Below are 11,544 nucleotides of genomic sequence, written 5' to 3' on the forward strand. Positions count from 1 at the left end.
ATCAGCACAGTATTCACCAGAGGTGATATCCAGCCTCAACACGTCATGCGTTCCATCAGCGGGGCTGGCAGCGCGACAGTGGCCCCAGCGTCATCTGCAAGCTGTGAACGGAACGGCCGGGCTTAATCGCGGTGTAGCGGGCGTCCAGCGCTTGAGTGTCAGTCGGTGCCAAATGACCGGAGCCACGACCAAATGCCCAAAAGGAAGGAATTGTAAGACCTGGATTGCATTTAATCATGCATGAGTACACCTACAGATTACCCTGGTCTGAAGCCAGAAAACTTGGCGAAAATGAATAGAGAAATGAACTGTGAGTGACGCAGTCCCAAGTTTCATATGTACAATCAACCCAAGCCGGCCGGACCCTGGTTTTGTCACGTACAAACAAATCACTCCCATCGCGTAAAATGGATACAAGAGGACAATTGAGCTGGGAAAGGCGCGGTCCAAGAATTCGTGATATCAAAGTACGGGATAATCACTTTGGATATGGGTGTCCGCGCCGGCAATGATCCCGGGAAGGACTGTGGTTTGCTCTCCGGGTATTCTGGCGGCCTGCATCCGTCAAAATTTAACAACTAACCGGCCGGATGCCTGGGCAGGACAGTAACGGACAGGCCGCCACATGAGCAGACCAGTTCCTCAGAATTCACATTACTGCGCCAATCGTCCACGGTACAAACTCGGCTCCCCCAAACCCCAGGCTTTCGCTTTTTGTGTGCTGCCCTGACGCGGTGATCAATACAAGGTCAAAGATATCCTGTCCTTTTTGGGCCAGGGATACACCGTCCGTGACGATATCACCGCAATTCAGATCCATATCCTCCGCCAGGCGCGTGTACATCTCTGAGTTTGAAGCTAGCTTGATACAGGGAGTTGGCTGGTAGCCCGAGACAGAGCCCCCCCGGTTGTGAAAACAATCAGATTGGCGCCCGAAGCCACCTGCCCCGTTACCGAACACGGATCATATCCCGGGCTGTCCATGAACATCAAACCCGTTTGCGCGGGGCGTTCGCCATATCTCAGCACATCTTTCAACGGAGCCGATCCGGACTTTGAAACCGCTCCGAGAGATTTTTCAAGAATTGTAGTCAGGCCGCCGCGCTTGTTCCCCGGCGACGGATTGTTATCGAGTTCGACAAAGTTGCGGGCGCAGTAATCCTCCCACCAGTCCAGCCGTTCAATCAGTTTTTCGCCGACTTCCCGCGACACGGCCCGTCTGGTCAAAAGATGTTCTGCGCCGTAAATTTCCGAGGTTTCAGACAATAAAGTCGTGCCGCCCTGGGCAACAATCAGATCAGAGGCCACACCCAGAGCCGGATTGGCGGTAATCCCGGACAAGCCATCTGAGCCACCGCATTGCATCCCGATCATCAGGGCAGACGCCGGAGTTGGTCTGCGTACCGCTTTGTCAGCTTCTGTGGCCATTTCACGGAGTAGTTTGGCGCCCTTTTCGACGGATTTGCGGGTGCCTCCGGAATTCTGGATTGTCATATAACGAAACCGGGCTGACTCTTTCATCCTGGCGCGACCGATCAGGTCAGGGATTTGCATCACCTCGCAGCCCAGTCCGATCAACAGAATTGCACCGAAATTCGGGTTGCGCGCGTAGCCTGACAACGTCCTGAAAAGCGTGTCATACCCTTCGCCGGTCCCAGACATGCCACAACCGGTGCCGTGCACAATCGGCACGATACCATCAATACTTGGATAGTCGCTCAGCCAACCGTCACGTTCGACAGTTTCCGCAATGAAACGCGCAACGGACCCTGAACAGTTTACCGAAGTCAGTATGCCAAGATAATTGCGGGTTCCGACTTGCCCGTCAGGTCTCTGATACCCCTGAAAATGTGCTGTTTGTTGTGCTTTGGGATGGGCTGCGACGGCGCTTGCAAACCCATAGTCCTGTTTGTGATCTCCCATCCCGAGATTATGGCTGTGCACGTGATCACCCGGCACAATCCCCATACTGGCCTGACCAATTGTCTGCCCATATTTCAGCACCGGCGCGCCTGGTTGCAGAGTGCTGATGCTGATCTTGTGCCCCATCGGAACAGCCGTCGAAAGCGTCACTCAACCGCGCTGAATTCTGGTCCCCGCCGGCAGATCACGCAGCGCGATGACAACATTGTCCCGGTCGTGAAGTTTCAGTGTAGCGCGGTCAGAATGTCCCAAAACCGGATCCCTCTGTAGTGCGGTTAAAGGGTGACAATGGCCTTGATCAGATTGTCACGATTTTCCGCAAGCTGAGCCATGCGTTCCGGTACATCGTTCAGAGAAAGAACTTCAGAACACAGGGCCTGACTGTCAATTTCGCCCGATTTGAGCGCGGCAATCACCTGTGCGAAATCCTCGCCCAATGCGTTGCGGCTGCCAATGATGCGCATCTCGCGCTTGTGGAATTCGGAATCAACAAAGGAAATATCCCCCTTCACCACACTCACCAGAACGTAACTGCCGCCGTGGGCGAGCATCGGAAATCCGGCTTCAATCGCTTTGCCGTTTCCGGTGGCATCAAAAACCGCGTCGAACCCGTCAGCCAGATCCCCATGCAGAATTGGGTCCCCCACTTTGTGCAACTGCTCGAAGCCAAATTTATCGCGTGCGCCGTCCAGCCGGGTGGCGCTGATATCAAGCAGATGCACCTCTGCGCCCTGCAGCCGCGCGAACAATGCGGTTCCGATACCGATCGGCCCTACACCGGTGACAAGAACCCGGTCGCCCTGCCCGATTTCCGAGCGCCGCACAGCGTGCGCTCCAATCGCCAGGAATTCCACCATGGCCGCTTCCAGCTCGCTCAGCCCTTCTGCGTCGTAAAGGTTTCCCGCAGGCACAGCGATCCGGCCACACATGCCGCCGTCCCGGTGCACACCCAGAACTTCGATCTGACTGCAGCAGTTTGGCTTGCCGCGCAAACAGGCTCGGCAGGTACCGCAGGACAGGTAGGGGTTTACCACCACCAGCTGCCCCGCGTCCCATCCATCAGTGGAGGTCACTACCCGGGCCGACAGCTCATGGCCGATCACCCGCGGGTATTCCAGAAACGGGTGTTTGCCCTCAAATATATGATAGTCGGTGCCGCAGATTCCGATCGCTTTGATATCCAGAAGCACCCAACCATCCGGGGCGGACTGCGGCAGATCACGGGTGCTCAGTTCAAAGCGACCTGGTTCAATACAGGTGCCGCAGGTCATCACGGGTGTGGGTGATATATTCATTGCGGCCCTCAGTTCAGCTGCTTGTTACGTGGGGTCCAGCCGTCAGGAAGACCGCCTTTGATAATGAGGCTCAGAACGTCATCCTTGCTGACTTCATCAATGGGATGTGCACCAACCATGTGTCCCTTGTTCATCACCATGATCCGGTCACAGAGCTCAAAAACATCATGCATATCGTGGCTGACCAGCAAAATTCCGATGCCCTCAGAAGACAGGTGCCGGATCAGTTCGCCCACCATCGCGGTTTCCGAAGGGCCAAGCGCCGCGGTCGGCTCATCCATGATCAGAATTTTGACGTTGAAGTAGATCGCGCGGGCAATGGCGATCACCTGTCGCTGGCCGCCTGACAAGCTGGACACCGGATCGGACAGGTTTTTGAAATTTGGATTGAGGCGATGCAGCACTTTTGCGGCTTCTTCCATCATCCGTTTCTCGTCGAGATTTCCAAAGCGGGTTTTCAGTTCCCGACCGAGGAAAAGATTGGCCGGCGCGTCGAGATGATCAGCAAGTGCCAGAGACTGATAAATGGTTTCGATGCCGCAATCTCGGGCGTCATGCGGCGTATGGATGGTCTTGTCTTCGCCCCCGACTTTGATCCGGCCTTCGTTCGGAATCATCGCCCCGGACAAGATGCGCATCAGACAGGATTTTCCTGCCCCGTTGTGACCCAATACACCGACAACTTCGCCGGGAAACAGGTCGAGCGACACTCCGTTGACCGCGCGCACGCCGCCAAAGTGCTTTTCAATGTCGATCATTTCCACCAGCGGGGTGTTTGTTTGAGAGGCTGTAGCCATATTGGTTCTCCGGAATTCTCAGAGGTCGTGAGAAGAGCGGGGCCGGCGGAAAACCGGCCCCGAAGGCGGCAACGTCTTAGTAGAGAACGTTCTGCGCGACTGGCGTGTCGATGTTTTCTTTGGTCACAGCGACCACACCGGTGTCGATGAAACCATCCACAGAATTACCAGAAATCAGGTCGATCATGGCATTGACGCCAAGTTCACCCATCTGGAACGAGCCTTGAACCAGTGTTGCTTTCAGCGTGCCGTCACGGACGAAATCCTGAAGGTCGCCATTGCCGTCAAACCCGACAGCCACGACCGAGCCAGCTTTGCCAGCCTGAACCAGGGCGCGCCCCATACCAACTGCAGTCGGCTCATTGGCACCATAGATGCCTTCAAGATCAGGGTTGGCGGCCAGGATATCGGTGGTCTGGTTCAGCGCGGTTGCCATCTGCGACTGCGAATAGAACGGACCAACGATTTCAATCGAGGAATTGGCCTGGACGTAATCAATGAAGCCACCGACACGGCCGATCTCGGAACCCACACCAGCGACGTAGGACATGACCGCAACTTTACCGTCGCCACCAACAGCTTCGATCATCATCCGGGCAGCAAGTTCACCCGCCGCTTTGTTGTCTGTGGACAGGAAAGCCTGAAAAGTGCCTTCAGAACCTTCTGTGAGACCGGAGTCGATGATCGCAACCGGAATACCGGCCTCATAGGCACGTTTGACCACCGGGGCCAGCGCGTCGGGATCGGAGGGCGCAAGTACAATAGCGGATACGCTGCGATTGATGGCGTTCTCAACCAGGTTCACCTGATCTGCAATGGCGGATTCTGAAGCCGGACCGTTGAAGGTCATTGTATGCTCGGCCTGAGCTGCAATCGCAGCTGACGCGCCCTTGTTTACGTTTTGCCAGAAATTGGAATTCGTGGTCTTCACGATTACAGCAATTTCGCCGGCCGTCGCGCCCAGTGGGCTGAGGGCCAATACGCTTGTCGCGAGTGCTGCGCCTATAAGATTCTTCATGATTTCCTCCCTATGAAGATGTAATTTGGATTGTTGCGGAACCGGTTCAGCGCCGGTTTCTGATCTGATCGATATAGACGGCGCCGATGACGACGAACCCGATCACGATTTGTTGGATGAAGGACGAGACGCCCCCCATATTCAGCCCGTTGCGAAGCACGCCGATGATGAAACCACCGATCATTGTGCCCGAAATACTCCCCACGCCGCCCATCAGGGACGCGCCACCGATGACGGCTGCGGCAATGGCATCAAGTTCGTACATCACGCCTTCATTGGGCTGCGCAGTGATCAGACGGGACATCAGAACGATGCCGGAAAGCCCTGCCAGCGCACCCGAAAGCGAATATGCGATAAGTTTGGTCCGGTGCACTTCAACACCTGCGAGACGCGCGGCTTCTTCATTGGAGCCGACAGCGTAAATGTGGCGTCCGATCTGACGCCGGTTGAGCAGATAGGCCGCAATCACCGCCACCACGACCAACAAAATCGCCGGGTAGGGAATGCCGGGAAATACCACCCTGGGAAAGCCGTTATTGCCCTGCTCAACAATCCGGAAAAGCGCGCCGTTTCCAAGCACTCCGAAAGCATCACCAAGGCGCGAAATTGGGGCCGCCCCGGTCAGTTGAAGCGCAAATCCACGCGCGATCAGCATCATGCCCAACGTGGCGACAAATGGAGTGATCCGCATTTTTGTGATGACAAAACCGTTGAACAGCCCGCACGCAGCGCCCGTCAGCACCCCCAGCAGCATCGCCGGAACCACTGGCAGGCCTGATTTAACCATCATCCCGGTTACAGTGCCCGACAGGGCCAACACCGAACCCACGCTCAGATCAATACCGCCAGTGATGATGACCATCGTCATGCCAATGCCGAGCAATCCGATCACGGACGTCTGCAGCAAAATGGTCAGGCCATTGTTGACGGACAGAAAGGCGGCGTTTCCGAAAGAAAAAACAACCACCAGGATCACCAGCGTCAGCAGCGCTGAAAACTTGTGAAAGGTGCCTGCAGAAATATTAAATCGCAACGCGCCGACCTGCGCCTTTTCGATATGTGCCACGATCTTTGTCCTCCCAAACGTACGGAACGGGTTTTTCTGATTAAAAACATATTGGATCGCGGCTTGACTTTGGTCAATAGTTTTTTATCTTTTAATACAGATCAAAAATTTAGATATGTACTTTCAAAGCGTTAACTGGAGATTGATAGATGGCAAGGACCGATACGCGGTTTAGAACAGCGTTTAACCAGCTGCTGGACCTGTGCGAATCCTTCGAAGTGAATCAGACGCTGCCCTCGGAGTCAGCGCTGGCAGAGCAGTTCAACGTCAGCCGTACGGTGATCCGGAGCGCACTACAATCCCTGGACGAGCAGAAAATCATTTCCTGGCAGGGACGCACCAAATCTCTGATCCGTGCGCCCCGCGATGAAGACAGGCTTCAGATCAACGATGACTTAATTTCGCTCGATGAGCTGGAGACGCGCTTTCTCGAATGGGTGTTGCGATTTGATGTGCCGCCAGGCACGCCGCTCAACGTCACGCAGCTGGCACGCCAATTTTCAGTCTCGCCCCATATGCTGCAGGAATTTTTATCAGGGCTGAGCCGCTTCGGGCTGGTTGAGCGGCGCGAACGGGGGGGCTGGACCTTGATGGGATTCACCGAAGAATTCGCGATCGAGCTGTCAGATTTCCGCGCGGTGCTGGAACTGAACGCCGTCCGGCAACTGAGCACCCTGCCCGCAGCGCATCCAATCTGGTCCCAGCTCGACAGGTTGGAAGAAAAACACCGGTCGCTGCTGGATCGCATCGAAACTGATTATCACGACTTCTCGAAACTCGATGAAGACTTTCACACCACAATCAACAATGTGGTCAAGAACCGCTTTGTCTCCGAGTTTCAAAAAGTAATATCCCTGATATTCCACTATCATTACCAGTGGGACAAATCGAGTGAGCGCACGCGAAATGAAGCTGCTATCCGCGAGCATCTGTTTTGGATCGACGGGCTGCGCACTGGTGACCCCGAAAAAGCAGTTGCGGCGGCGACAGTTCACCTGAAGACATCCAAGAACACACTTCTGGACTCGCTCAGAGTGCATAATTTTCCGTAAAAAGATGCCGGTTCAGACAAATAGCGCCTTGGCCTCATCGGGAAAGGGCGCTGCGATGCTGTCGAGATTTCGGGTGAGTGAAGACACTTTGGTGGTGCCAAGCAAAACGGATGCAACCCCCGGATGATGCTGCGCAAATTGCAAAGCCGCCGTCGCCAGCGAGATGCCATATTCCTGCGTATTTGCCTCAAGCGCCCGGACTTTGTTTACAATATCCTCTGAAGGGGGCGCATAATCATAGGTTGCGCCTGTGACCGCGCCCCGCGCCAAAATTCCGGAGTTGAATATTCCACCCAGAACCAGGCTCGTACCAGCATCACGGCAGCGGCCAACCAATTCTTCCTCAGCGCTGCGATCCAGAAGCGTCAACCGACCAGCCAGCAGGATCACGTCCAGATCGCAGTGTTTCATGACCTCAAGACAGACCTCATTCTCGTTCACCCCAAGTCCGAACGCGCCGATCTTGCCGCGCGCCTTCAATTCCTGCAACTTCGCGATCCCACTGCTCAGAAAGTCATCCATATGTACTTCATTTGCCACGGCCCCGTGGCAATATTCGCCGATGTCGTGCACATAAAGGATATCGATCTCCGAAACCCCAAGCCGCGCACAGCTCTGTTCAAAAGCCGCATCAATCCCCGCAGCGGAATAGTCATAGCGGACATCATTGGGCAGCGGCTCCAGAAACCCATCGGCCTCGTGCTGGCCTGAACCGGGCGACAGCAACCGCCCGACTTTGGTTGAAATGACATAGTCTTCGCGACGCTTCCCCTTCAGAAAACCTCCGAGACGTTGCTCTGAACGTCCGCGGCCATAGTGAGGCGCGGTGTCGAAATAGCGGACTCCGTTGTTCCAGGCGCTTGAGAGAACCGCGTGTGCCTCTGCATCTGAGATTTTACAGCCCAGGTTCCCGAGCCCCGAACAGCCAAAGGAAACATGGCTTATTTTAACATCGGTGCCCCCGATCCGGTTGGTTTTCATGGAATTTCCCTTCAAGCGTGGCGTGCAGCAATGGCAGACAGAACTGGCTTGGGCCTCTCGTCGCCCCGAAGCTGTGCCCAATTCAGGAAAGCCCCGATGCGGCGCCCAACCTTTTCTTTGTGGTTGGTGGCGATGTCAGCAATCCGGTGATCCAAAAACGGGTTGGCGAATCGGTCAAGCGTGACTGTCTGATAGTCTCTGGCCTCCGCCCTCAGCCCCGCAGCCTCGAACGCAGGTAACACTTCATCCTGATACACAGCGTGCAATTCGTTCAGTTTTTCCTCATCTGCGAGAACTCCCCTTACTGTTGCGCCCGGGGTGTTCCAGTTTTCGGCCATGACCGTATGGCCAAGGTTCAGGACAAACAGCTTCAGCGCTTCGACCGTTGCAAGCCGCTCAAACACGCGGACCGATGCATGTTTGCAAGGCAGTTTTAACCCAAGCTGATTTTCGACCGCCCAAAGCGCATAGGGCTCTGCCACCGCGCCTGCCGGCTCCAGCGGCTCGGACACAATGCGGTCGACCAGCGAATTCACCCAGGTCACATCGCGCTCCAGATAGGTCCTGAACGCCGGGCTCCTGTCTTGCGCAAGCTCACAGGTCCGGGCCTTCAAAACCGCGCCGTTGTCGACAATCAGCTCAAGCGGCATGATCTGTATCGGGTCGGCATTGTCTTCAAACCGCGCCAGCAGCAGGTGAAGAAGCTTGGCCGGATAGGACATTGACGGATGGAAAGCAGCGTTCAAGTCCTCGGGTTTGGGCTGATACCCAGCGTCGCCGGTGTTTGAGAGAATAAATGCGGCCTCTTCAACAGCGACACGTTTCACCTCCGCCCAGTCGGAATGGGTGGAAAGTGTCCGCTTTACACTGGTCACGCGCGTCTCTTTGTTCACGACCTGACCGTCCTGAAGCCCACGGATACGTACTGTGTACCCCCCGGGCGCAGCCAGTGCGCCAAGCCTGCGGGCGCGATCCGGGTCCCCTGAACTTTGCACAACCGTTATCGGCCCCACCGCTTTTCCAGCAGTCAGGGCCTCAGACAGAAACAGGTCGGCATGCGCCTGAAGAAAGCGACTGGTGCCGAATTGCAAAACAGGAGTGATTGTCATGTGCGGTGTCCGTTTGAGAGGTGACTTAATTGTTTTTTATTATTATGCACAATTTTTGTCAATGGCATCTTGCACATATTCAGTCATTGTGTACTTTATCATTTAAAACAGACAAGGGAGAGGCACCTGTGCTTTCGATCGACGCTCACCAACATTTCTGGCGCATCGCGCGCGGCGACTACGCTTGGATGGACGACTCAGTCTCCCGGATCCGAAAAGACTACCTGCCTCAGGATCTTGCGGCGCTGACAAAGCCGCTCGGTATTGACGGGACGGTGGTGGTTCAGGCCGCTGCAACCGTCGAAGAAACGGAGTTTCTGCTGTCACTTGCCGACGCAACCGACTGGATTCTAGGTGTTGTTGGCTGGGTCGACCTTGAAAGACCAGACGTTGAAGAGACTCTGGTACGACTGGCAAAAAACCCCCGGTTCAAGGGGATCAGGCCAATGTTACAGGATATCCCTGACACCGGCTGGATCCTGAAACCGGCGGTCCTAAAGTCATTGTCGAAAGTCGCTGAGCTGGGTCTGCGCCTTGACGCTCTGGTCACGCCCAGGCACCTGGAAAACCTTGCAAAGCTCGCAGCAACTCTGCCTGATCTGCCAATCGCAATCGACCATTGCGCCAAGCCAGAAATCGCCGCCGGACAGGACGCGGGTGACAACTGGCGCGCGGCCATGGCCCGGCTTGCCGCTTACCCCCAGGTACATTGCAAACTGTCCGGACTTGCCAATGAGTACGGAGAAGGTTGGTCGGCGCAAACGCTAAAACCGGTCTTTGACCATGTCGTCTCCATTTTTGGACCAGACCGGTTGATGTGGGGCAGCGACTGGCCCGTTCTCGAGCTGTCAGGACGTTACGATGACTGGTTTGCGACAGCTGCCAGCATGGCCAGGGATCTCGACCCGGTGGCGCGCCAGGCCCTGTTTGGCGGCACAGCGACCCGGTTTTACAAACTGAAAGGTATGTCTCAATGACACGCATAATTGCCATCGGCGAAGTCATGGCCGAGATCTGCCGGAAAGAAGATGATTTTTCGGTTGGATTTGCTGGAGATTCATTCAACACCGCAGTCTATTGCAGACGGATGTTGCCGGAAAAATGCGCGATTTCCTACGTGACCCGCCTTGGCCCCGACCCGCTTTCAGAGGGTTGCATAGCCCGGATCGAAGCCGAAGGTGTCGACGCCGCTTTGGTATCCCGCGACGCAACAGCCAATATTGGGATATACTCTGTCGCGACCGATACCGCAGGCGAACGCAGTTTCCGGTACTGGCGCAATCAGTCCGCCGCCCGCAAGATGTTCACAAGGCCTGACGATACGGTATTTGAAGCGATGGCCTATGCAGATGTGATCTATTTTTCCGGGATCACGCTCGCCGTTTTGCCACCAGAAAACCGCAGAATACTGCTCGACTGGGTGAAAGCGGTCCGGGAAACTCATGGTATTCAGCTCGCATTTGACAGCAATTACCGCCCTGCCCTCTGGGAAGATCGCAAGACCGCTCAGGACACCATCGCCAGCGTCTGGTCGATGACAGATATCGCCCTGCCCTCAGTTGATGACGAGATGGACTTATTTGGGGACGCTGATGCCGGGAGCGTCGCAAACAGGATCAACGCTGCGGGATGCACGACCGGAGCGCTCAAACGCGGGGCAGAAGGACCAATGCCACTTGGCGCGCATCCGTGCGCCGATCAGAGATTTGCCAGCGCAACCAAAGTGGTCGACACCACCGCCGCCGGCGACAGCTTTAACGGCGCCTATCTTGCCGCGTTGGCCAATGGAAAATCACAATATGAGGCTCTGAAGTCAGCGCATGACCTGGCCTGTCATGTCATTGGACACCAGGGCGCAATTGTTCCGCCGCAAGAGGTAAAAACGTCATGAAACGCATGGGTATGGTGATCGGAATTGCACCAGAACATCTCGACGAATACAAGCGCTTGCACGCGAATGTATGGCCCGACGTACTTCAACGCCTCGCGGCGTCAAACATCAGCAACTATTCAATATTCCTGCGCGAACCCGAGAATCTTCTGTTTGGGTACTGGGAGTACCTTGGTGAGGACTTTGAGGCCGACGACGCCGCAATCGCTGCAGATCCGGTCACGCAGGAATGGTGGAAAATTTGCAGCCCAATGCAGCGTCCGTTTGATACACGCGACGAAGGTGAGTGGTGGGCCCCGATGGAGGAAGTGTTTCATCTGGGCGCAAGCAAGATGTGATCGCAGCGCTCTCCGAATGCCAACAGTTTTGGTCGCAGTCGCAACTGCACTCTGGAATATAGCTTCACAGGGCA

At 55.6% G+C, this 11,544-nt stretch carries 10 protein-coding genes and 1 pseudogene; 4 read left to right on the forward strand and 7 right to left on the reverse strand.

All coding sequences use genetic code 11. The features are described 5' to 3' along the window. Window positions 1–649 precede the first annotated feature (649 nt). From DWA01_RS12405 to DWA01_RS12425, 5 genes and pseudogenes are all read right to left on the reverse strand, one after another. A pseudogene (locus DWA01_RS12405) lies at window positions 650–2,049 on the reverse strand (UxaA family hydrolase). A 149-nt stretch (window positions 2,050–2,198) separates the two neighbouring features. Beyond that, window positions 2,199–3,218 carry a zinc-binding alcohol dehydrogenase family protein gene (locus DWA01_RS12410; RefSeq protein WP_114286155.1) on the reverse strand — a complete coding sequence of 340 codons (1,020 nt, stop codon included), beginning with the start codon at window positions 3,216–3,218 and terminating at the stop codon, window positions 2,199–2,201. 8 nt (window positions 3,219–3,226) lie between these two features. Next, the gene (locus tag DWA01_RS12415) at window positions 3,227–4,015 is read right to left on the reverse strand and encodes an ATP-binding cassette domain-containing protein (RefSeq protein WP_114286156.1); all 789 of its coding nucleotides are present in this window, start codon (window positions 4,013–4,015) and stop codon (window positions 3,227–3,229) included. Between the two features lie 76 nt (window positions 4,016–4,091). Next, window positions 4,092–5,033, reverse strand: a complete 942-nt coding sequence (locus DWA01_RS12420) for an ABC transporter substrate-binding protein (RefSeq protein ID WP_114286157.1) — start codon at window positions 5,031–5,033, stop codon at window positions 4,092–4,094. Between the two features lie 46 nt (window positions 5,034–5,079). Further along, window positions 5,080–6,099 carry an ABC transporter permease gene (locus DWA01_RS12425; protein ID WP_114286158.1) on the reverse strand — a complete coding sequence of 340 codons (1,020 nt, stop codon included), beginning with the start codon at window positions 6,097–6,099 and terminating at the stop codon, window positions 5,080–5,082. Between the two features lie 149 nt (window positions 6,100–6,248). Here DWA01_RS12425 and DWA01_RS12430 point away from each other — a divergent pair, with 149 nt between their 5' ends. Beyond that, on the forward strand, window positions 6,249–7,151 hold the full coding sequence (locus tag DWA01_RS12430) for a GntR family transcriptional regulator (RefSeq protein ID WP_114286159.1): 903 nt from the start codon (window positions 6,249–6,251) through the stop codon (window positions 7,149–7,151). A gap of 12 nt (window positions 7,152–7,163) precedes the next feature. Here the strand turns inward: DWA01_RS12430 and DWA01_RS12435 are convergent, their stop codons facing one another. Continuing rightward, window positions 7,164–8,132 (reverse strand): aldo/keto reductase, encoded by a 969-nt coding sequence (locus tag DWA01_RS12435; RefSeq protein ID WP_114286160.1) that lies wholly within the window; start codon window positions 8,130–8,132, stop codon window positions 7,164–7,166. An 11-nt stretch (window positions 8,133–8,143) separates the two neighbouring features. Continuing rightward, window positions 8,144–9,241 carry a mannitol dehydrogenase family protein gene (locus DWA01_RS12440; RefSeq protein ID WP_114286161.1) on the reverse strand — a complete coding sequence of 366 codons (1,098 nt, stop codon included), beginning with the start codon at window positions 9,239–9,241 and terminating at the stop codon, window positions 8,144–8,146. Between the two features lie 128 nt (window positions 9,242–9,369). Between DWA01_RS12440 and DWA01_RS12445 the strand changes: the two genes are divergently transcribed. The 3 genes from DWA01_RS12445 to DWA01_RS12455 are packed head-to-tail and all read left to right on the forward strand — an operon-like array spanning window position 9,370 to window position 11,470. After that, window positions 9,370–10,218, forward strand: a complete 849-nt coding sequence (locus tag DWA01_RS12445; RefSeq protein WP_200832568.1) for an amidohydrolase family protein — start codon at window positions 9,370–9,372, stop codon at window positions 10,216–10,218. Next, window positions 10,215–11,132 (forward strand): sugar kinase, encoded by a 918-nt coding sequence (locus DWA01_RS12450; RefSeq protein ID WP_114286162.1) that lies wholly within the window; start codon window positions 10,215–10,217, stop codon window positions 11,130–11,132. The genes DWA01_RS12445 and DWA01_RS12450 overlap by 4 nt, the downstream gene beginning before the upstream one ends. After that, window positions 11,129–11,470: an L-rhamnose mutarotase gene (locus DWA01_RS12455; protein ID WP_114286163.1), complete on the forward strand. Its 342-nt coding sequence runs from the start codon at window positions 11,129–11,131 to the stop codon at window positions 11,468–11,470. The genes DWA01_RS12450 and DWA01_RS12455 overlap by 4 nt, the downstream gene beginning before the upstream one ends. Window positions 11,471–11,544: the final 74 nt, after the last annotated feature.

The organism is Candidatus Halocynthiibacter alkanivorans (assembly GCF_003333265.1).
Lineage (GTDB): Bacteria > Pseudomonadota > Alphaproteobacteria > Rhodobacterales > Rhodobacteraceae > Halocyntiibacter_A > Halocyntiibacter_A alkanivorans.